Annotated in this window: 19 protein-coding genes and 1 riboswitch; of the genes, 9 read left to right on the top strand and 10 right to left on the bottom strand. The window is 66.4% G+C overall.

Annotated elements, in window-relative coordinates; genetic code table 11:
- Window positions 1–17: 17 nt before the first annotated feature.
- Window positions 18–100: riboswitch (adenosylcobalamin (AdoCbl) riboswitch) on the bottom strand.
- Window positions 101–282: 182 nt separating this feature from the next.
- On the bottom strand, window positions 283–1,209 hold the full coding sequence (locus RAM80_RS08485) for a class I SAM-dependent methyltransferase (RefSeq protein ID WP_416425811.1): 927 nt from the start codon (window positions 1,207–1,209) through the stop codon (window positions 283–285).
- 83 nt (window positions 1,210–1,292) lie between these two features.
- The gene (locus tag RAM80_RS08480; protein WP_416425809.1) at window positions 1,293–1,787 is read right to left on the bottom strand and encodes a DUF4142 domain-containing protein; all 495 of its coding nucleotides are present in this window, start codon (window positions 1,785–1,787) and stop codon (window positions 1,293–1,295) included.
- 187 nt (window positions 1,788–1,974) lie between these two features.
- Here RAM80_RS08480 and RAM80_RS08475 point away from each other — a divergent pair, with 187 nt between their 5' ends.
- Entirely contained in the window at window positions 1,975–2,883 is a 909-nt protein-coding gene (locus RAM80_RS08475) for a LysR family transcriptional regulator (RefSeq protein ID WP_416425808.1), read from the top strand.
- Here RAM80_RS08475 and RAM80_RS08470 read toward each other — a convergent pair.
- The 4 genes from RAM80_RS08470 to RAM80_RS08455 form a co-directional block, all read right to left on the bottom strand.
- Entirely contained in the window at window positions 2,877–3,650 is a 774-nt protein-coding gene (locus tag RAM80_RS08470; RefSeq protein ID WP_416425807.1) for a substrate-binding domain-containing protein, read from the bottom strand. The two genes, RAM80_RS08475 and RAM80_RS08470, sit on opposite strands and share 7 nt — an antisense overlap.
- Before the next feature lie 11 nt (window positions 3,651–3,661).
- The gene (locus tag RAM80_RS08465; RefSeq protein ID WP_416425806.1) at window positions 3,662–4,963 is read right to left on the bottom strand and encodes an MFS transporter; all 1,302 of its coding nucleotides are present in this window, start codon (window positions 4,961–4,963) and stop codon (window positions 3,662–3,664) included.
- 131 nt (window positions 4,964–5,094) lie between these two features.
- The gene (locus RAM80_RS08460; protein ID WP_416425804.1) at window positions 5,095–5,364 is read right to left on the bottom strand and encodes a DUF3253 domain-containing protein; all 270 of its coding nucleotides are present in this window, start codon (window positions 5,362–5,364) and stop codon (window positions 5,095–5,097) included.
- A gap of 169 nt (window positions 5,365–5,533) precedes the next feature.
- A complete protein-coding gene (locus RAM80_RS08455) occupies window positions 5,534–6,337 on the bottom strand; it encodes a formate/nitrite transporter family protein (RefSeq protein WP_416425802.1) in 804 nt (267 codons plus the stop codon).
- A gap of 363 nt (window positions 6,338–6,700) precedes the next feature.
- Here RAM80_RS08455 and RAM80_RS08450 point away from each other — a divergent pair, with 363 nt between their 5' ends.
- Together RAM80_RS08450 and RAM80_RS08445 are read left to right on the top strand one after the other, a co-directional pair.
- Window positions 6,701–8,146, top strand: coding sequence for an ATPase domain-containing protein (locus RAM80_RS08450; protein WP_416427437.1), 1,446 nt, complete (start codon window positions 6,701–6,703; stop codon window positions 8,144–8,146).
- A gap of 21 nt (window positions 8,147–8,167) precedes the next feature.
- Complete coding sequence (locus RAM80_RS08445) at window positions 8,168–8,545, top strand: response regulator (protein ID WP_416425800.1); 378 nt, start codon at window positions 8,168–8,170, stop codon at window positions 8,543–8,545.
- Here RAM80_RS08445 and RAM80_RS08440 read toward each other — a convergent pair.
- Window positions 8,534–9,736, bottom strand: coding sequence for an aspartate aminotransferase family protein (locus tag RAM80_RS08440; RefSeq protein ID WP_416425799.1), 1,203 nt, complete (start codon window positions 9,734–9,736; stop codon window positions 8,534–8,536). The genes RAM80_RS08445 and RAM80_RS08440 overlap by 12 nt on opposite strands.
- A gap of 98 nt (window positions 9,737–9,834) precedes the next feature.
- On the opposite strand from RAM80_RS08440, the gene RAM80_RS08435 reads away from it, so the two are divergent.
- Window positions 9,835–10,740: a LysR family transcriptional regulator gene (locus RAM80_RS08435; protein ID WP_416425797.1), complete on the top strand. Its 906-nt coding sequence runs from the start codon at window positions 9,835–9,837 to the stop codon at window positions 10,738–10,740.
- Between the two features lie 126 nt (window positions 10,741–10,866).
- On the opposite strand, the gene RAM80_RS08430 is transcribed toward RAM80_RS08435, so the two are convergent.
- Window positions 10,867–12,132 carry an MFS transporter gene (locus RAM80_RS08430; protein WP_416427436.1) on the bottom strand — a complete coding sequence of 422 codons (1,266 nt, stop codon included), beginning with the start codon at window positions 12,130–12,132 and terminating at the stop codon, window positions 10,867–10,869.
- A gap of 310 nt (window positions 12,133–12,442) precedes the next feature.
- Between RAM80_RS08430 and RAM80_RS08425 the strand changes: the two genes are divergently transcribed.
- Together RAM80_RS08425 and RAM80_RS08420 are read left to right on the top strand one after the other, a co-directional pair.
- A complete protein-coding gene (locus tag RAM80_RS08425; protein ID WP_416427435.1) occupies window positions 12,443–13,216 on the top strand; it encodes an AraC family transcriptional regulator in 774 nt (257 codons plus the stop codon).
- A gap of 208 nt (window positions 13,217–13,424) precedes the next feature.
- Entirely contained in the window at window positions 13,425–14,384 is a 960-nt protein-coding gene (locus tag RAM80_RS08420; RefSeq protein WP_416425795.1) for a quinone oxidoreductase family protein, read from the top strand.
- Here the strand turns inward: RAM80_RS08420 and RAM80_RS08415 are convergent.
- Window positions 14,368–15,570, bottom strand: a complete 1,203-nt coding sequence (locus tag RAM80_RS08415) for an MFS transporter (RefSeq protein WP_416425794.1) — start codon at window positions 15,568–15,570, stop codon at window positions 14,368–14,370. The two genes, RAM80_RS08420 and RAM80_RS08415, sit on opposite strands and share 17 nt — an antisense overlap.
- A gap of 294 nt (window positions 15,571–15,864) precedes the next feature.
- Between RAM80_RS08415 and RAM80_RS08410 the strand changes: the two genes are divergently transcribed.
- Window positions 15,865–17,121: a gallate dioxygenase gene (locus tag RAM80_RS08410; protein WP_416425792.1), complete on the top strand. Its 1,257-nt coding sequence runs from the start codon at window positions 15,865–15,867 to the stop codon at window positions 17,119–17,121.
- Here RAM80_RS08410 and RAM80_RS08405 read toward each other — a convergent pair.
- Complete coding sequence (locus RAM80_RS08405) at window positions 17,097–18,308, bottom strand: LysR family transcriptional regulator (RefSeq protein ID WP_416425790.1); 1,212 nt, start codon at window positions 18,306–18,308, stop codon at window positions 17,097–17,099. The two genes, RAM80_RS08410 and RAM80_RS08405, sit on opposite strands and share 25 nt — an antisense overlap.
- Before the next feature lie 106 nt (window positions 18,309–18,414).
- On the opposite strand from RAM80_RS08405, the gene galB reads away from it, so the two are divergent.
- Window positions 18,415–19,155, top strand: coding sequence for a 4-oxalmesaconate hydratase (galB, locus tag RAM80_RS08400; RefSeq protein ID WP_416425788.1), 741 nt, complete (start codon window positions 18,415–18,417; stop codon window positions 19,153–19,155).
- Window positions 19,152–19,865, top strand: coding sequence for a 4-carboxy-4-hydroxy-2-oxoadipate aldolase/oxaloacetate decarboxylase (locus RAM80_RS08395; RefSeq protein ID WP_416425787.1), 714 nt, complete (start codon window positions 19,152–19,154; stop codon window positions 19,863–19,865). The genes galB and RAM80_RS08395 overlap by 4 nt, the downstream gene beginning before the upstream one ends.
- Window positions 19,866–19,868: the final 3 nt, after the last annotated feature.

Here is a 19,868-nt window from a genome sequence, read left to right as displayed (position 1 = left end):
GTTGGGCGAAAGAAATGGCGTGCAGCAAGGTCTGGCTTTCGGGAGGCCCGAACACAGTGGCGCGACCGCGCCGGAGTTGCACCGGCTTCCTGCTGCACGCATGAAAAAGCCCGCAGAGGGTAAGTGGCATTGCCCAAGAGAGCAACCTGCCGTTCACCTTCCCAGGGGCAAACGCTGTAGCCGCTGCCGCCAGGCTGCGCTGGCCCTGGCGTACGCTGGAGATTTTCAGCGTGGGCAAGGGCCAGCGCAGCCTGCGGCAGCGGCTACGCAGTCATGCGGGGTTCATGCGCTGGTAAATGCCAGCGCCTTGAGGCCGCCTTCGGCCTCGGCGTCGGGGAATTCCGGCGGGTTTTCCAGCCGGTGCTGGAAGGTCAGCTGCGGCGCTTCCTCGGCCATGCTCTGGATCAGGAAGTCGGAGCCAATGGCCGGGTCATTGACGCAGGCCAGCACCACGCCCTGTTCGGTCAGCAGCTCGGGCAGCTTGCGCAGCACCTTGCGGTAGTCCTGGGTGAGCACGAAGCTGCCGCGCTGGAACGACGGCGGGTCGATGATCACCAGGTCATAGGGGCCGCCACGCTTGACCTTGCCCCACGATTTGAACAGCTCGTGGCCCAGGAAGCTCACGCGGTCCAGGTCGTGGCCGTTCAGGCGGTGGTTGTCACGGCCGCGGCTCAGGGCGGCGCGGGCCATGTCCAGGTTCACCACGTGCTCGGCGCCGCCGGCGATGGCCGTCAGCGAGAAGCCGCAGGTGTAGGCGAACAGATTCAGCACGCGCTTGCCGGCGGCGTGCTCGCGCACCCATTGGCGGCCGTAGCGCATGTCCAGGAACAGCCCGATGTTCTGCTTGCGGCCCAGGTCCAGCTGGTAGCGCAGGCCGTCCTCGTCGATGAACCATTGCTCCACCGGCTCGCCCAGCAGCCATTCGGCGGCGCTGTCGGGCAGGTAGCGGTGCTGCAGGATCAGGCTGTGCACCTGTGGGGTGGCCTGGGCCAGTGCCAGCAGCAGCGGCTTCAGCGCAGCCAGCTCGTCGGCGGCGGGTTCGCGGAACAGCGACACCAGCAGCACACCTTGCAGCCAGTCCACGGTGATCTGCTCCAGGCCCGGCCAGCAGCGGCCGCGGCCGTGGAACAAGCGGCGGGTTTCGGCAGGCGGGTGTTGCAGGGCGGTGCTGAGGTGTTGCTGCAATATAGCGAGGGCGTCGGCGTTCATGAAAGACTTTTGGCAGGGCATAAAGCGCCCATGGTAAACGCTGGCGCAGGGCCGTGGGAAATCCACGGCCGTGCGCGCCAGGATCACTGATGCTTGGCTTGCAGTTCCTTGGCCATTTTCAGGTGCTCCTGCAGCTTGGGCAGGGTCTGTTTGGCGAAGTCCTTGAGCTCGGCCTTGTCGGAGGATTCGACCTCTTTCTGGAACAGCTCGATGGTGTCTTCGTGGGCCTTCACCTGATTGGCGGCGTAGGCCTTGTCGAAGGACTCGTCGCGCATTTCGAGGATTTTCTTCTTCGCCTGGTCCATCAACGTGGCGTCGTCGGGCACCACCAGGTCCAGCTTGTGCGCCAGCGCCGCCAGCTTCTGGTTGGCCGCGCCGTGGTCCTTGATCATCATCTGGGCGAAGCTCTTCACGTCCGCCGAGCTGCTTTTCTGCAGCGCCAGCTTGCCAGCCTCGACTTCGGTGATGCCGCCTGCGGTGGCATCGGCGACAAAGGCGCTGGTGGCAGCGGCGAATGCGGGGCTTGCCAGCGCGCCGGTCAGGGCCAGCACAAGCGTGCCTGCTTTGAATGCGTCCATGGGAAATCTCCGTCGTTATTGTTCGGGAAGCGAGAGGGTGACGCCTCGCTCACTACAATTGATTGCCCGGCCACCGCGTTGGTGCTTGGGCGGCGACGAACGGTCTTTCGACTATGGTCCAGCATCAATCTTGCTCATTCATGCATTAAGCTGATCGGATAAATAAAATTCGGCATGAGTGACCGGGATGAGCATCAATTTCGACCTGAACGACCTGCAGGCCTTTCGCGCAGTGGTGGAGAAGGGCAGTTTTCGCAAGGCCGCCGAGGCCATCAGCATCTCCCAGCCGGCGCTGAGCCGGCGCATCGAAAAGCTGGAAAGCGCGCTCAACGTGCGGTTGTTCGACCGCACCACCCGCCGCGTCAACCTGACCATGGTCGGCCGTGCCTTCGCCCCCAGCGCCGAACGCCTGCTCAATGACCTGGACATCGCCCTGCTGGGCATCAGCGAAGTGGCCTCCACGCGCCTGGGCAACGTCACCGTGGCCTGCGTGCCGTCGGCCGCCTATTACTTCATGCCCAAGGTGGTGGCCCGCTACCACAAGCTTTACCCGCGCATTCGCGTGAAGGTGCTCGATGCCAGCGCCAACGACGTGCAGCAGGCCGTGCTCAGCGGCGAGGCCGACCTGGGCCTGAGCTTTACCGGCAACCTGCCGCCGGAGCTGGAATTCGAACTGCTGGTGCAGGAGCACTATGTGGCCGCCTGCCGCCGCGACCACCCCCTGGCCGGGCGCAAGCAGCTGAGCTGGGAAGAGTATTTCCAGCACGACTACATCTCGGTGGACAAGACCTCCGGCAACCGCTTCGTGCTGGACCAGGCGTTGCTGCACATCCGCCCGGCGCGGCCGAGCATCTGCGAGACCCGCCATGTGACGACCATGCTCGGGCTGGTTGAGGCGGGCTTGGGGATTGCGGCGGTGCCGTCCATGGCCTTGCCGTTGGGCGAGCACCAGTGGATGACCAGCATCCCGCTGGTGGAGCCCGAGGTGCTGCGCAGCGTGGGGTTGATCCGCCGCCGGGGCCGGCTGTTGACCCCGGCGGCGCTGGAACTGGAGCAGTTGATCAGGGAGTTCAAGAAACCCCTGGAAGATCAGTGAGGCACTGAGTCCAGGCCGGTGCCGGTGACCACCGACTGCGCCTGGGCCGAAGCCATGTAGTCGAGCAGGGCCTTGGCCTCGGCCGGGTGCGCGGCGCCTACCGGGATGCCGGCGGCGAAGCGTGTCACCGACTGCAGCGGCTCGGGGATCTTGCCCACGTAGGTCACGCCGGCGATGGGCAGCAGCTCGCTGACCTGTTGCAGGCCCAGCTGCGGCTCGCCCTTGGCCACTTCACCGGCCACCGGAATGCGCTCGATCATCTTCGCCTTGGGCTTGAGCTGGGCTTCGATGCCCAGGCGTTTGAACAGCTGGTCCTGTACGTAGACGCCGCTGGCGCTGTCGGAATAACCCACGGACCTGGCCTGCAGCAACGCCTGCTTGAAGGCGGCGACGCTGCTGATGTCCGGCTTCGGCTCGCCGGCTTTCACCACCAGGCCGATGCGCGAATCGGCCAGCTCCACCCGCGAGGCGGGCAGCACCTTGCCTTGCTTGATCAGGTCGTCCAGGGCGTAGCCGACCATGATCACCACGTCGGCCTGCTCACCGCGTGCCAGGCGGTTGGGGATAGCCTCGGCGGCCTTGCCCATGGACGGGCCCAGCACGGTGTTCAGCTGGTCGCCATGGGCCGCGGCGAACTGCGGGCCGAGGATCTTGTAGGCGGCAGTGAAGCCGCCGGAGGTCATCACGGTCAGGTCCTGGGCCTGGGCCAGGCCCGCGGCGGCCAGCCCCAGGGTCAGGGCGGCCAGGCTGTTGAGCAATTTCTTCATGGCCACGCCCCTCACACGGCGGCGCGCAGCTGGGCGCTGCCGCGGCGGTACAGGTACAGGGTGGCGCACAGGGCACACAGGGCGGCGAAGCTCATCCAGTAGCCGGGCGCGGCCTTGTCGCCGCTGCTGTGGATCAGCGCGGTGGAGATGGCCGGGGTAAAGCCGCCGAACACCGCGGTCGCCAGGCTGTAGGCCAGGGAGAAACCGGCCACGCGCACTTCCACCGGCATGATTTCGGTCAGCGCCGGGATCATCGCGCCGTTGTACATGCCGTACATGAACGACAGCCACAGCAGGGTTTCCAGCATGTGCGCGAAGCTCGGCGCCTGGGCCAGGAACGACAACGCCGGGTACGAGGTGGCGATGGCCAGCACGGTCATGGCGATCAGCATCGGCTTGCGGCCGATACGGTCGGACAGCGCGCCGCCGATAGGCAGCCAGATGAAGTTCGACACACCCACCAGCAGGGTCACCATCAGCGCGTCGGCGGTGCTCAGGTTGAGCACGCTCTTGCCGAAGGTGGGCGCGTACACGGTGATCAGGTAGAAGGCGGTGGTGGTCATGGCCACCATCAGCATGCCGGCCACCACGATGGTCCAGTTGGCCACCAGCGTGTTGTACACCTCGCGCATGGCCGGGCGGTGACGGCGGGCGCTGAACTCTTCGGTCTCTTCCAGCTTGCGACGCAGCAGGAAGATGAACGGCACGATCATGCAGCCCACGGCGAACGGAATGCGCCAGCCCCAGGCGGCGATGTCGTCACCGCTCATCCACTGGTTCAGGCCGTAGCCCAGCGCCGCAGCCACGACGATGGCGACCTGCTGGCTGGCCGACTGCCAGCTGGTGTAGAAGCCTTTCTTGCCGGGGGTGGCCATTTCCGCCAGGTACACCGACACGCCGCCAAGCTCGGCGCCGGCCGAGAAGCCCTGCAGCAGGCGGCCCAGCAACACCAGGGCGGGGGCCAGCAGGCCGATGGTCTCGTAGCCGGGCACCAGCACGATCAATATCGTGCCGCTGGCCATGATCGACAGGGTCACGATCAGGCCCTTGCGGCGGCCTACGTCGTCGATATAGGCGCCAAGGATCACCGCGCCCAGCGGCCGCATCAGGAAGCCTGCGCCGAACACGGCGAAGGTCATCATCAGCGAAGCGAATTCACTGCTGGCGGGGAAGAAGGCGGCGGCGATGTGGGTGGCGTAGAACCCGAACAGGAAGAAATCGAACTGTTCGAGGAAGTTGCCCGAGGTGACACGGAATACCGCGCCGGCTTTGGCGCGAGCGGACGCGGACGCGCCCTGGGGTGAGGACTGCATGTGCATCTCCCATCATTTTTATGACACGTGCAACGGGGCACATGGGTTTTTTGTAGGGGGACGATGGTCGCGGAAATATTTTGAAATGATAACTGCATATTTCTGATGTATTGATGCGCGGATGTTATCACTCAGCGCATCAGTCGCCCGCGGCGCAGCCGTATAGGGCCGCTGCCGATGCGGTCCGGGGCCAAAGTGGCTTCGCCTTGAGTGATGCGCAAAACGTCGGCTTGGGCCAGGCACGAGGCCACCCGGCGGATGTCCGGCATCAACGCGCGCCACAGCGCCTCGTCGGCGCTGAGCACGCGGGCGACGTCGCTGGGGCAGATGGAGTCTTCGGGGGCGCGTTGGGAGAGCAGGGCGAAGATCGCCCGGGTGATCATGCTGTCGTCGATGTTCATGGGGGATGCGCGGCAGTAACGAAAACGTCTTTGTAACACCTCAGCCAACGCCGATCCATCAGGCCATGGCACGTTGCAACAAATGTAGCTGCTGCCGCAAGGCTGCGGCCCGCCGTGTGGACGGCGGGTGGTGGCCGTTGCGCGATTCCCCCCAGGCGCGCGTCCTGCCTCAGCGGTGGGCTTCGGCCACCGGGGTAGCGGCGGCCTCGGCCTGCTTGCCGAACGCCACGAAGTACGCCAGGCCCACGAACACCGCGCCACCCACGGCGTTGCCGAGGAACACCGCCACCAGGTTGTTGGCGCACTGGCTCCAGTCCAGGGCACCGGCGAAGATGGCCGCCGGGATCACGAACATGTTCGCCACCACGTGCTGGAAGCCGATGGCCACGAAGCCCATCACCGGGAACCACATGCCCAGGATCTTGCCGGTGACTTCCTTGCTGGCGTACGACAGCCACACCGCCAGGCACACCATCCAGTTGCAGCCGATGCCCGAGACGAACGCGTGGGTGAAGTTGGCGCTGGCCTTGGCGTTGGCAATCGCCAGGGTCTTGGCCAGGAACGGGCCTTCGGTCAGGCCCAGCACGTGGCCGAAGCAGTAGGCCACGAACAGCGCGCCCAGCAGGTTGGCCACGGTCACCAGCAGCCAGTTGCGCAGCAGCGCGGCCAGGCTGATCTTGCCGCTGAACAGGGCCATGGGCAGGGTCATCATGTTGCCGGTCAGCAGTTCGCCGCCGCCCAGGATCACCAAAATCAGGCCCAGCGGGAACACGGCGGCGCCGAGCAGGTTGCCCAGGGACGACCAGGCGCCGGGGATCATGGTGCTGACGTGGATGTCGAGCAAAAAGCCCAGGGCGATGAAGGCGCCGGCCAGGAAGCCCAGCACCAGGATCGCGGGCAGCGAGGCCTGGGCTTTCTTGGTGCCGGTTTCGATGGCCATCTCGGCGATCTGCTGGGGGGTGTTCAAGGACATGGACGGTACTCGCGAGCCAGGTGGAAAAAGGGTGCGCTGTCTTACGCTGCGCCATCCTGGCCCTGCGACGATTTGCGACATTGATTGCCGCGAAAGCTAATGGCTCAACGCCTGCACGTCTAATCGCTTGTTTCGATAGCGCGATTGACCCTGTCGATGGGTCACGAATCCCTGTGGGAGCTGGCTTGCCAGCGAGCTGTTTGCCGCCAAAAAAACTCGCTGGCAAGCCAGCTCCCACAAGGCAGGTCAATAAACTTGTGAGCATTCGCGCCAAGCGGTATAGAATTCCTTATCCATCAAGAGATTAAACGTTCCGTACACGGGGCAGTCTATCTCGGCGATTATTCATGAAAGGCAGGCCGGATCTTGGAACAGCTAAAACGCCTTGAAAGCGGTATTGAAGGGCTCGACCTCCTGTTGAAGGGCGGGCTGGTCGCAGGTTCGTCCTACATCGTCCAGGGGCGACCGGGGTCGGGCAAGACCATCCTGGCCAACCAGCTGGGCTTCAACCACGTGCGCAATGGCGGGCGAGTATTGGTGGCCACGCTTTTGGCCGAGTCCCACGAGCGACTCTTCCAGTACCTGTCGACCCTGCGGTTCTTCGACGCCGGCCGTATCGGCAACGAGATCCAGTTCGTCAGCGCCTTCGACACCCTGGAAAACGAAGGCCTGGACGAGGTGGTCAAGCTGCTGCGCCGCGAGATCAGCCGGCAGAAGGCCACGGTGCTGATCGTCGACGGCCTGCTCAATGCGCGCTCCAAGGCCGAGTCGCAGATCGACACGAAGAAATTCATCTCCGAACTGCAGGGCCACGCCGCCTTCGCCGGCTGCACCGTGCTGTTCCTCACCAGCTCGCGGCTGGACGATGGCAGCCCCGAGCACACCATGGTCGACGGCGTCATCGAACTGGGCGAAGAGCTGTTCGGCACCCGCTCGGTGCGCCGCATCCAGCTGCGCAAGACCCGCGGCAGCGGCGCGCTGTCGGGCCTGCACGAATGCGAGATCACCGACGACGGCCTGGTGGTGTACCCGCGCCTGGAAAGCCTCTACAGCCACCCGTCGCGCCCCGACAGCGCCGACCTGACGCGCCTTCCAAGCGGCGTGCCGGCGCTGGACAAGCTGATCGGCGGCGGCCTGCCGCGCTCGTCGGTGACCCTGGCCATGGGCCCCTCGGGCATCGGCAAGACCTCCCTGGGCATTCACTTCCTGGGCGCCGGCAGCCACGTCGAGCCGGCGTTGCATTTCGGCTTCTACGAGTCGCCGCAACGCCTGGCCATCAAGGCCAAGGCCCTGGGCTACGACTTCCAGGCCATGCAGGACGCCGGCGCGCTGTTCGTGTCCTGGCAGCCCACCACCGAAGGCCTGGTCGACGGCCTGGGCGCACGCCTGCTCAAGCAGGTGGACGAGCACCGCATCAAGCGCGTGCTGATCGACAGCCTGGGCGGCATGACCCGCTGCGCCACCAACCAGGCGCGCCTCACCGAGTTTTTCAGCGCCCTGATGGGCGAGCTGCGCGCCCGCGGCGTGACGGTGTTCGTGACCTGGGAGATCCGCGGCCTGTTCGGCCCCGAGATCACGTCGCCGACGCCGGACCTGTCGAGCATCGTCGACAACATCCTGCTGCTGCGGTTCGTGGAATATGAAGCTGAACTAAAACGCTTGCTGTCCATCCTTAAAGTAAGGGACAGCGTTTATGACCCGTCGCTGTTGGAGCTGGTCATCGACGAAAGCGGCATCGATCTGAAGAAGGCGTTCAAGCATGCAGAGGCAGTGTTATCCGGAAGCGCCTCGGCGGTCAGCAAGCCTTGAAGACGCCCCGGTCGAGCTGACATGAGCACTATCCTGATCGTCGACGACGAATTCATGATTGCCAACATCCTTGAACTGGCGTTCGAGGATGAGGGCTATGAGGTCGTCAAGGCAGCCAATGGCCGCAAGGGCCTGGAAGTGCTGGAGCGCGAGCGGCCGGCGCTGGTGATCACCGACTTCATGATGCCGGTGATGGACGGTCTGGAAATGGCCCGCAAGATCCGCGAGCACGCGCTGTACAAGGACATGCCCATCCTGCTGATGAGTGGTGCCCAGGGCAGCATTGGCCGTGCTACCCCGCAGCTGTTCGCCGCCGTGTTCGACAAGCCGTTCAAGATCGATGACGTGGTGGCCAAGGTCCGCGAACTGATCGGCCCGCCGGGGCATTCACCGCACTGATTCCAGCAACCCCAGCAGCCGCGCGACCATGGCCTGGCGGGTGGCGTCGTCCAGGGTCAGGGGCGGCAGCAGGCGGATGGTCTGGCCACGGGCAATGTTGATCAGCACGCCGTGCTCACGCGCGGCCAGCTCCGCCAGGTGGCGCGCCGGGAATGCCAGGTCGATACCGATCATCAAGCCGTGGCCGCGCACCGCCAGCACCTGGGGGTGGCCCTTCAACGCCGTGCGCAGTTCGTCCAGCATCAGCCGGCCCTGGCGCTCGGCGTTCGCCACCAGCCCTTCTTCCTCCATGATCTCCAGCACCGTGCACGCCACCCGGCAGGCCAGCGGGTTGCCGCCGAAGGTGCTGCCGTGGCTACCGGGGCCGAACAGCTCGGCCGCGGCGCCGGCGGCCAGGCAGGCGCCGATGGGCACGCCGTTGCCCAGGGCCTTGGCCAGGGTCATCACGTCCGGCACCACGCCTTCATGCCGGCCGGCGAACCAGCGGCCGGTGCGGCCCAGGCCGGTCTGGATCTCGTCCAGCATCAGCAGCCAGTGCTGTTCATCGCACAGGGCCCGTAACGCCGCCAGGTAGCCACCGGGCGCCACCTGCACGCCGCTTTCGCCCTGTACCGGTTCCACCAGCACGGCGGCAATGCGTTGGCCGTGGCTCTGCGCCAGGGCCTGGATGGCCAGCACGTCGCCGAACGGCACCTTGATGAAACCGTCCATCAGCGGCGCGAAGCCGGCCTGGCAGCTGGGGCTGTCGCTGGCCGACAGGGTGGCGAAGGTGCGGCCATGGAAACTGTTCTCCATCACCACCACCAGCGGCTGGCGGATGCCCTTGCGCTGGGCATGCAGCCTCGCCAGCTTCAGCGCGGTTTCGTTGGCCTCGGCGCCGGAGTTGCAGAAGAACGCCCGCTGCATGCCGGCCAGCGCCGTCAGCTGCTGCGCCAGCTGCACCTGCCAGTCGATGCGGTACAGGTTGGAGGTGTGCAGCAGCAGGCCGGCCTGCTCGCGAATGGCCTCGACGATGCGCGGGTGGCTGTGGCCCACCGAGGTCACTGCCACGCCGGCCAGGGCGTCCAGGTACTCGCGGCCCTCGCTGTCCCACAACCGGCAGCCTTCACCGCGGGTGAAACTGATGGGCAGCGGCTGGTAGTTGTTCATCAGGCTGGGGTGGTTGCCGGGCAGGGCTTGGGGGGCATTCATGGGGGCCGTCTCCTTGTAGTGGGCCAGCTCAGTATGTTTATCCAGCAAGGCGGGATAAACGGCTCTACACTGAAAGGACTTTAAAGCAGGAGTGGCTAATGGACCTGTTTCAGGCTATGGGCGTATTCGTCCAAGTGGTGGAGGGCGGCAGCATGACCGCCGCCGCCGAAGCGTGCGGCATGTCCACCACCATGGTGGGCAACCATTTGCGCGCGCTGGAGCAGCGCCTGGGCGTGAGCTTGCTGCGCCGCACCACCCGGCGCCAGAGCCTCACCGAGTTTGGTAGCGCCTACTACCAGCGTTGCCTGGACATACTCGGCCAGGTCAGCGCCGCCGAGCAGTTGGCCGAGGAGGTGCAGGCCGTGCCCCATGGCACCCTGCGGGTCACCGCGCCGCCGACCTTCGGCGCCGAATGCCTGATGCCCTGCCTGGCCGGCTACCTGGCCGCCAACCCGGCGGTGAACCTCGACGTGGTGCTGACGGACCGGCTGGTGGACCTGGTGGAGGAGGGCTTCGACGCCGCCATTCGCCTGGGCACCCTGGAGAACTCCAGCCTGGTGGCGCGGCCACTGCACGACTACGGCCTGACGTTGTGCGCGGCCCCGGCGTACCTGGCCCGGCGCGGCGTGCCGACAACGGTGCAGGCGCTGGCCGCGCACGATTGCCTGGCGTTCGCCTACCCGGCCGGCACCGAATGGCGCTGGACGCAGAAGCACTGGCGGTTGACCGGGGCGGATGGCGAGGTAACGGTGGATGTCAGCGGGCGCATCGCCGTCAACAGCGCCCCGGCGTTGAAGCGCGCGGCGTTGTCGGGGCTGGGCATCGTGATGCTGCCCGATGCGCTGGTGCGCGAGGAACTGGACGATGGCCGGCTGCTGCCGTTGCTGGCGGACTGGCACCTGCCGGTGCGGCCGATGCACCTGGTCTACCCCCAGGAGCGCTACCGGTCGCCGAAGCTGCGCAGCTTCGTCGACTATATCGTGCAGCACATGGGGCGCGGTTAACCCTACGACGCTGAAATGCGTAGCCGCTGCCGCAGGCTGCGCTGGCCATCACCTACGCTGGACATCTCCAGTGTACGTCAGGGCCAGCGCAGCCTGTCGGCAGCGGCTACGCAAGCGGTGTGGGGGTTAGACTTCCAGGCGTTTCACTTCACCCAGCAGGAACAGGTACGCCAGCGCACCCGCCAACGCCACGCCACCAATGAACCACAGCGCGCCGGTGAACGAACCGCTGCTGGAGACGATGAAACCGATCACCAGCGGGGTGCTGATGCCCGCGATGCCAGTTACCAGGTTGAACACCCCGGCGCTCAGGCCGATGAGTTTTTTCGGCGCGATATCGGAGATCACCGTCCAGCCCAGGCCGACCATGCCCTGGCCGAAGAAAGCGATGGACAGGATGGCGATCACCGCCTGGTCGCTTTTCACGAAGTTGGCCAACACGATGCTGCTGGCCATCAGCAGGCCGGCGATGATCGGCAGTTTGCGGCCCAGGCTGGCGTTGCCGGTACGCTGGATCAGGCGGTCGGAGAACCAGCCGCCCAGCATCACCCCGCAGCCGGCGGCAATGAACGGCAGCACGGCGAAGAAGCCCATCTTCATCCAGCCCATGTGACGCTCGGTGGACAGGTAGGTGGGGAACCAGGTCAGGAAGAACACCAGGGTGGAGTTACCGGCAAACTGGCCCAGGCAGGCGCCCCAGATCTGCCGGTAACCCAGCAGCTTGCGCAGGCTGGCCCACGAGAACGGGGTTTTCTTCTGCTCTTTCGGCGCCAGGCCACCACCGGCCTCGATGTAGTCCAGTTCCGCCTGGTTGACGCTGGTGCACTCGTGCGGCTCGCGGTAGCGCACCTTCCACACCAGGGCGAACACCAGGCCGATGATGCCGGTCAGCACGAACAGCGAGCGCCAGCCGTAGTGGGCCAGCAGCATGAACAGCAGCGGGCTGAGGAACGCCAGGCCGATGTACTCGCCCACGGTGTAGATGCTGGTGGCGCGCGCCCGTTCCTGCTGCGGGAACCAGGTGGCGACCACGCGGCTGTTGGTGGGGAAGCAGGTGGCTTCACTCACGCCCAGCAGCAGGCGCAGGCCGATCAGCGAGGCGAAGCCGCTCACCAGGCCATGCAGCAGGGTAGTCAGCGACCAGGCGCTGGCGGCGACGAAGTAGGTTTTGCCGCTGCCGAAGCGGTCGAGCAGGGCGCCGCCGGGCACTTGGGCCAGCACGTAGCTCCAGGCGAAGGCGGAGAACATCACGCCCATCAGCGCCGGGTCGATGCCCAGTTCGCCGGTCATGGTCGGGGCGGCAATCCCGAGGATGCTGCGGTCCAGGTAGTTGATGATGGTACCGACCGCCAGCAAGGTCAAAATTACAAAGCGGGCACGGCTGGGGCGCACGGCAGAGGCAGCAGCGGAACGAGTCGCGGCGGCGATCGTCACTGCGCCCGAGTTGTTATCAGGCATGGGGTGATTCTCGTCTTTGTAGTTGTTGCCCGGCAGGCTATTGAAGCCGCTACCCAGGGTCAAGCCAAAATGTACGAACCGGTTCGATGATCGGCCAATCGGCCGCTCTGCGGCGGGCTGTCGCACTATCTACCTGGAAAGGTTAAGAATTTTTCATCTGCGAAGCTACCCGCCGAAGGGCTACTGGCCGCCGTCGGGGCGGTTGGTTACCCTAGGTGCCTTGTCTTCTTGCGTCACCACTGCCATGGCCATCGCCACCCCGCCCGACCTCAGCAACACCGAAATTCCCGTGCAGCCGCTGGCGCGCACTTACCCGCGCGGGCTGTTCGTGGAGCCTCACGAACATGTGTGGGGGCAGTTGCTGTACGCGGTCAGCGGGGTGATGTGGGTGGAAACCCCAACCGAGGCGCTGGTCGTGCCGCCGCAGCGCGCGGTGTGGCTGCCGCCCGGGGTGCCCCACGGCATTCGCGTGGTCACCGACCTGCAGATGCGCAATATCTACTTGCGCCCGGCCATTGCCGCCACCCTCGACCGCCATGTGCAGGTGCTGGAGGTGGGCAGCCTGTTGCGCGAGCTGATCCTGACCCTGGTGGGCCATGAAGCGGAGCGCCAGGGCGAGTATTACCAGGCGCTGGCGCAACTGGCGGTGCTGGAGCTGCACAAGGCCCGCCGCAGCGCCATGCGCGTGCCGCTGCCCGATTCCTCTGACCGGCGGCTGATGAACCTGTGCCAGGCGGTGATGGCCCAGCCGTCGCTGGAGGTTTCCTTCGAGCAGCACGCCGCCAGCGCGGGCGCCAGCGTGCGCACCCTGGCGCGGCTGTTCCAGGCCAGCCTGGGCATGGGCTTCGCCGAATGGCGCCGGCAGGTGCAGTTGGCCACGGCGGCAGCCGAGCTGATCCAGGGCGTGCCAGTGAGCACCATCGCCCGCACCATGGGCTATTCGCCCAGCAGCTTCAGCGACATGTTCAAGCGCGCGTTAGGCGTGGCGCCTTCCCAGTTCACTTCCGGCGCCCCGTAACAGGGACTGACTTGTGGGAGCTGGCTTGCCAGCGAGCTTTTATGGCCCCAACAGCTCGCTGGCAATCCAGCTCCCACAGGTTGTAGCAGTTACCGCGGGCTGCTACGCGGGATTCGGGAGACGTTATGGCCGACAGGATGAAGCGCTTGACCGACACCCCGGCCCCGTCGGCCATAGACTGCCCGGCATCAACCCCAGGGAGTTCCCCATGAAAGCGCTGCAATTCAACCGCACCGGTGATCTGGCCAACCTGAACCTCGTCGAACTGCCCACCCCGGTGCCCGTCCAGGGCCAGGTGCTGGTGCAGGTCAAGGCCGCCGGCCTGAACCCCAGCGACGTCAAGAACGTGCTCGGGCGTTTCCCCTACACCACGCTGCCACGGGTGCCGGGCCGCGATTTCGCCGGCGTGGTCATCGAAGGCCCGCAGCACCTGCTGGGGCAGGACGTGTGGGGCACCGGCAGCGACCTGGGCTTCAAGCACGACGGCAGCCACGCCCAGTACCTCACCGTGCCCGCCGACGGTGTGGCGCTGAAACCCAAGGCCTTGAGTTTCACCCAGGCCGCCAGCCTGGGCGTGCCCTACACCACGGCGTGGGATGCGGTGGAACGCAGCCAGGTGACCCAGGGCACGCGCTTCCTGGTGCTGGGCGCCAACGGCGCGGTCGGCACGGCGGCCATGGCCCTGGCCCGGGTGCGCGGCGCCCAGGTGCTGGCGGCCGTGCGTCGCCCGGAGCAGGCCAAGGCGCTGCAGGCCCAGGGCTATGAGGTGATTCTGCTGGACCAGGCCGAGACCCTGGCGGCCCAGGTGGAGGCGGTGTTCCCCGGCGGCGCCGAGGTGATCTTCGACACCACCGGCTTCTGGCTGCCGGCCGCGGTCGGCGCCCTGGCCACCTTCGGCCGCATCGCCATCATTGCCGCGCCGGTCAACGGCCTGGTGGAGTTCTCGGCGCTGGGCCTGTACCGCAAGGGCGGCGTGCTGGTGGGCGTCAACAGCCTGCTGTACAACTGCGCCGCCTGCGCGCGCATGCTCGAACAGTTCGGCCAGCACTTCGACAACGGCACCCTGCCGTTGCCCGTGGACCTGCTGGAAGTACCGCTGGCCGACGGCCTGGCCGCCTACGCCGACGTCAACGGCGGCAGCAGCCAGAAGGTCATTTTGCTGCCTTGAGCCGGCTGTTCCACAGGAAGGCCACCAGGCCCACCAGTGGAATCGCACACCCCACCTTGACGATCAACGCCCAGCCGCCGGCCTCGTACAGGCTGCTGGCGATCGCCGAGCCCACCGCGCCGCCGACGAAGATGCTGGTCACGTACAGCGCATTCAGGCGGGCGCGGCTGCTGGCGTCCAGGCTGTAGATGATGCGCTGGCCCAGCACCATGTTCATCTGCACGGCGAAGTCCAGCAGCACCCCGGTCAGGGCCAGGGCAACCACGGCATGGCCGGGCACCAGCAGGGCGGTGGTGAAGCTCAGCGGTGCCAGCACCATGGCCACCAACGAGGCGCGGCGGGTGTGGCCGGCGTCGGCCAGGCGCCCGGCGATGGGCGCGGCAATGGCGCCGATGGCCCCCACCAGGGCAAAGATGGCGATCTGGCTCTGGCTCAGGCCGTGCACCCGCGACAGCTCCAGCGGCACGGCGGTCCAGAACAGGCTGAAGGTGGCGAACATCATGCCCTGGTACAGCGAGCGCTGGCGCAGCAGCCGGTGGCGGCGCACCAGGGTGCCCAGCGAGGCCAGCAACTGGCCGTAGCTGGCGCTGTGGTCGGGTTGGCGGTGGGGGATGGTACGCGCCATCACCAGGGTAATTGCCACCATTACCACGGCGGCGACGTAGAACACCGCGCGCCAGCCGAAGTGGTCGGCGATCACGCTGGACAGCGGCCGCGCCAGCAGGATACCCACCAGCAGGCCACCCATGATGCTGCCCACCACGCGGCCGCGCGAGCTTTCGTCGGCCATGTGCGCGGCCAGCGGAATCAGCATCTGCACCGACACCGAACTGAAGCCGATCAGCAGCGACACTACCAGGAATACACTGGGCTGCTGGCTCAGCGCCGCGCCGATCAGGCTGAGCGTGGCGAGCAGGGTGGTGGCGAGCATCAGCTTGCGGTTTTCCAGCAGGTCGGCCAGCGGCACCAGGAAGAAGATGCCGGCCGCGTAGCCGATCTGCGTCAGCGACACGATCAGGCTGGCGCCGTGGGCCGACAGGCCGATGTCCGGGGCGATCAGCTCGATGATCGGCTGCGCGTAGTAGATGTTGGCGACGATGGCGCCGCAGCAGAAGGCGAACAGCGCCACCATGGCGCGGGTCATGGTGGGGTGCTTCATGTGCACGGGCTCGGTGAGGCTGGTCATGGGGCGGGGCTCTGTCAGATGGCGTAGACGCTGCTGTTCGTGGGAGCTGGCTTGCCAGCGAGTTGTTGGGGCCATAAAAGCTCGCTGGCAAGCCAGCTCCCACAAAACGAATTTGCGTGCCAAGGCTAAGCCTATGGGAAGCCGCAGGCCAGAGCGTTTGCGTTAATAGTCACCATGCGCCAGGGCGATAAACAAAAACGACCCCTCTATAACCATTACACAGACGACGCTGGCCAGGGCCTGGGTTAGCCTGCCTCATCACAAGAATTTCATTTCCAGCGAGCAGAGGTTTGCATGGCGCGCATCATTGGCGGTCTCGCCGTTTCCCACACGCCTACCATCGGTTTTGCCGTAGACAACAACAAGCAGGAAGAAGCGGCGTGGGCGCCGATTTTCAAGGATTTCGAGCCGATCAAGGCCTGGCTCGAAGAGAAACAGCCCGATGTGTTGTTCTACATCTTCAACGACCATGTGACCTCGTTCTTCTTCGACCACTACTCCGCCTTCTGCCTGGGCGTGGACGAGCGCTACGAAGTGGCCGACGAAGGCGGTGGCAAGCGCGCCATCCCGGCCATCGGCGGCCATGCCGAGCTGTCGCGGCACATCGGCCGCAGCCTGATGGCCGATGAATTCGACATGTCGTTCTTCCGCGACAAACCCGTGGACCACGGCCTGTTCTCGCCCATGTCGGCGCTGCTGCCGTTCGACACCGAGTGGCCGGTGAAAGTGGTGCCGCTGCATGTGGGCGTGCTGCAATTCCCCATCCCCAGCGCCAAGCGCTGCTACAAGCTGGGCCAGGCCCTGCGCCGCGCCATCGAAAGCTTCCCCGAGGACATCAAGGTCGCCGTAGTGGCCACCGGCGGCGTGTCGCACCAGGTGCACGGCGAGCGCTGCGGCTTCAACAACCCGGAATGGGACGCGCAATTCCTCGACCTGCTGGTGAACGACCCGCAGCGCCTCACCGACATCACCCTGGCCGAATACGCCGAGCTGGGCGGCATGGAAGGCTCGGAGGTGATCACCTGGCTGATCATGCGCGGCGCGCTGTCGTCCAACGTCATCAAGCGCCACCAGGGCTACTACCTGCCATCGATGACCGGCATCGCCACCCTGGTCCTGGAAAACCAGGCCCGCGAGGTGCCGGTGGACGTGCTGGCGCGCCACCGCGAGCACATCGACCATCAGCTCAAGGGCGTGGAGAACCTGCCTGGCACCTACCCCTTCACCCTGGAGCGCAGCCACAAGGGCTACCGCCTCAACCGTTTCCTGCACGGCTTGATCGTACCGGCGTTCCGCGAGCGTTTCCTCGCCGACCCCGAGGCGTTGTTCGCAGACGCCCAGTTGAGCGAGGAAGAGCGCGAGCTGGTGCGCCGCCGCGACTGGCTGGGGCTGCTGCAGTACGGCGTGATCTTCTTCCTGCTGGAGAAGCTGGGCGCGGTGGTGGGGGTGTCCAACCTGCACATCTACGCAGCCTTCCGTGGCCTGTCCCTGGAAGACTTCCAGAAGACCCGCAACCAGCAGGTGCTTTACTCGGTGGCCGGCAAGCGCTGAGCCACCTCGGCGCGAATCTGCTCCATCAACGCCTGGGCCGCTGGCGCGTGCAGGCCGGCGCTGCGGTAGGTGAGGCCGATGGGGCGGGCGGTGAGCGGCAGCGCCAGGTCCAGGGGCTGCAGCTCGCCGCTGTCGATCTCGTGGCCCAACTGGTGGGCTGACACCGCGGCGATCATGTCCGAGCCCAGCAGCAGGCCGCGGATGATCGCCAGGTCAGCGCTTTCCACCACCGGCAACGGCGCGGCAAAGCCCCAGGCGGCGAACTGGTTGTTCAGCAGGCCGCGAGCCGGGCTGCCGGCGCGCGGCAGCACCCAGCGCATGCGCTGCAGGTGGGCCGGGCCGATGGCCTGGCCTTGCAGCGGGTGATCGCGGCGGGCCAGCAGCACCATGGCCTCGGTCAGCAGCGCCTCGCCGTGCAGGTCGCTGGCAAAGTCCGCCGGGCGCAGGGCGCCGAAGACAAAATCCACATCCCCCGCACGCAACTCCGACGCCAGCAGCTCGAACGGGCTTTCATTGGTGGCCACCCGCACGCCCGGGTGCTGGGCGGTCAGGGCGACGATGGCGGCCGGCAGCAGGCGGTTGCGGCCCAAGGGCAGGGCACCGACGTTGACCGTGCCCTGCAGCGAACCGCGCAGGGCGGCCAGGTCGGCGTCGATGTGGCGCAGCTCGTTCAGGGCGCGGCGCAGCGGCGCGAGGATCTCGCTGGCGGCGCGGGTGGGTTGCAGGCCGCGGGACGAGCGTTCGAACAGCAGGCAGCCGCTGCCGCCCTCCAGCACCTTCAGCGCCGCGCTCACCGCCGGCTGCGTCAGGCCGTAGAGGCTGGCCACGGTCTGCATGTGGCGGGTCTGGCACAGGGCGATGAACAGCTCCAGGCGCCGGGCGTTGAGCAGGTACAGCGGCTCGGCGGCATGGCCGGCGACGTTGCCCAGCAGCGCCGGCACGCTCTCCAGCTCCGCCAGAGTGCGCCGCGCCCGGGCCAGCACGCGCTTGCCCTGGTCGGTCAGCAGCATGCCGCTGGCGTGGCGCTCGAACAGCGGCACGTCCAGGCGCACCTCCAGGTCGCGAATAGCCCGGGTGACCACCGATTGGGCGCGAAACATCAGGGTCGAGGCGCGGGAGATACTGCCGTGTTCGGCCACGCGCACAAAGGCGCGGACCTGCAGCAGGTTGGGCAGTTCGTCGACCATGGCGCAGGTCCCGATAAATAAAAAGTATACCTAGCGTAACCGAAGGCAATATTCCCCGCCAAGGCCGGGTGCCAGGATGAAGCCATTCCCAACACAGGAGCCCACCATGTCTGCCAACACCAACAAGACCGCCCTGGTGGTCAGCGCCCACTCCGCCGACTTCGTCTGGCGCGCCGGCGGTGCCATCGCCCTGCACGCCAAGCAAGGCTACGACGTGCACATCGTCTGCCTGTCGTTCGGCGAGCGTGGCGAGTCGGCGAAAATGTGGCGCAAGGGCCCGGGCATGACCGAGGAAATCGTCAAGGCCGGCCGTCGCCAGGAAGCCGAGGCCGCCGCCGAGGTGCTGGGCGCCACCGTCGAGTTCTTCGACATCGGCGACTACCCGATGCGCGCCGACACCGACACCCTGTTCCGCCTGGCGGACGTGTTCCGCCGCGTGCAGCCGGAGTTCGTGCTCAGCCACTCGCTCAAGGACCCCTACAACTACGACCACCCGCTGGCCACCCACCTGGCCCAGGAAGCGCGCATCATCGCCCAGGCCGAAGGCTACAAGCCGGGCGAGAAGATCGTCGGCGCACCGCCCGTGTACAGCTTCGAGCCGCACCAGCCCGAGCAGTGCGAGTGGAAGCCCGACGTGCTGCTGGACATCACCGAGGTGTGGGACCAGAAGTACGCCGCCATCCAGTGCATGGCCGGCCAGGAGCATTTGTGGGAGTACTACACCCGCGTCGCCCTGCAGCGTGGCGTGCAGGCCAAGCGCAACATCGGCATCACCGCGAAGAAAGACATCATCTACGGCGAGGGCTACCAGAGCATCTTCCCTCGCGTGACGGAGAACCTGGGATGAGCCTCGTAGGAAAGACCGGCGTCGTAGTCCGTAATATCCAGCGTGCCGACAGCGCCCTGATCGACGAGTTGCGCCAGTACGGCGTGGCCACCGTGCACGAAGCCCAGGGCCGCAAGGGCCTGCTGGCGCCGTTCATGCGCCCCATCCAGCAAGGCGTGGCCATCAGCGGCTCGGCGGTTACCGTGCTGGTGGCGCCTGGCGACAACTGGATGTTCCACGTCGCCGTGGAGCAGTGCCAGGCCGGTGACATCCTGGTGGTGGCGCCCAGCTCGCCCTGCACCGACGGTTACTTTGGCGACCTGCTGGCCACCTCCTTGCAAGCCCGCGGTGTGCGCGGCCTGATTCTGGAAGCCGGCGTGCGCGACACCCACACCCTGCGCGACATGGGCTTCCACGTGTGGTCCAAGGCCGTGCATGCCCAGGGCACCATCAAGGAAACCCTGGGTTCGGTGAACATCCCGGTGATCTGCGCCGGCCAGCTGGTAGAGCCCGGCGATGTGGTGCTGGCCGACGACGACGGCGTGGTGGTGGTGCGTCGCGCCGAGCTGCCGGCCGTGGTCGAGGCCGCCCGCAAGCGTGCCGACCTGGAAGAGAGCAAGCGCCTGCGCCTGGCCAGCGGCGAGCTGGGCCTGGACATCTACAACATGCGCCCACGCCTGGCCGAGAAGGGCCTGCGCTACGTGGACGACGCCAGCGAACTGGAGGACTGACAC

This window comes from Pseudomonas sp. App30 (assembly GCF_047947025.1).
In the GTDB taxonomy this organism is placed as follows: Bacteria; Pseudomonadota; Gammaproteobacteria; order Pseudomonadales; family Pseudomonadaceae; genus Aquipseudomonas.
Note: the sequence above shows the minus strand (reverse complement) of the source record. Positions and strands in the feature narration are given on the sequence as shown.

Coding starts and splice junctions, on each gene's coding strand:
- RAM80_RS08485 (WP_416425811.1), bottom strand. CDS start 1,209: ATGAACGCCGACGCCCTCGCTATATTGCAGCAACACCTCAGCACCGCC.
- RAM80_RS08480 (WP_416425809.1), bottom strand. CDS start 1,787: ATGGACGCATTCAAAGCAGGCACGCTTGTGCTGGCCCTGACCGGCGCG.
- RAM80_RS08475 (WP_416425808.1), top strand. CDS start 1,975: ATGAGCATCAATTTCGACCTGAACGACCTGCAGGCCTTTCGCGCAGTG.
- RAM80_RS08470 (WP_416425807.1), bottom strand. CDS start 3,650: ATGAAGAAATTGCTCAACAGCCTGGCCGCCCTGACCCTGGGGCTGGCC.
- RAM80_RS08465 (WP_416425806.1), bottom strand. CDS start 4,963: ATGCAGTCCTCACCCCAGGGCGCGTCCGCGTCCGCTCGCGCCAAAGCC.
- RAM80_RS08460 (WP_416425804.1), bottom strand. CDS start 5,364: ATGAACATCGACGACAGCATGATCACCCGGGCGATCTTCGCCCTGCTC.
- RAM80_RS08455 (WP_416425802.1), bottom strand. CDS start 6,337: ATGTCCTTGAACACCCCCCAGCAGATCGCCGAGATGGCCATCGAAACC.
- RAM80_RS08445 (WP_416425800.1), top strand. CDS start 8,168: ATGAGCACTATCCTGATCGTCGACGACGAATTCATGATTGCCAACATC.
- RAM80_RS08440 (WP_416425799.1), bottom strand. CDS start 9,736: ATGAATGCCCCCCAAGCCCTGCCCGGCAACCACCCCAGCCTGATGAAC.
- RAM80_RS08435 (WP_416425797.1), top strand. CDS start 9,835: ATGGACCTGTTTCAGGCTATGGGCGTATTCGTCCAAGTGGTGGAGGGC.
- RAM80_RS08425 (WP_416427435.1), top strand. CDS start 12,443: ATGGCCATCGCCACCCCGCCCGACCTCAGCAACACCGAAATTCCCGTG.
- RAM80_RS08420 (WP_416425795.1), top strand. CDS start 13,425: ATGAAAGCGCTGCAATTCAACCGCACCGGTGATCTGGCCAACCTGAAC.
- RAM80_RS08415 (WP_416425794.1), bottom strand. CDS start 15,570: ATGACCAGCCTCACCGAGCCCGTGCACATGAAGCACCCCACCATGACC.
- RAM80_RS08410 (WP_416425792.1), top strand. CDS start 15,865: ATGGCGCGCATCATTGGCGGTCTCGCCGTTTCCCACACGCCTACCATC.
- RAM80_RS08405 (WP_416425790.1), bottom strand. CDS start 18,308: ATGGTCGACGAACTGCCCAACCTGCTGCAGGTCCGCGCCTTTGTGCGC.
- galB (WP_416425788.1), top strand. CDS start 18,415: ATGTCTGCCAACACCAACAAGACCGCCCTGGTGGTCAGCGCCCACTCC.
- RAM80_RS08395 (WP_416425787.1), top strand. CDS start 19,152: ATGAGCCTCGTAGGAAAGACCGGCGTCGTAGTCCGTAATATCCAGCGT.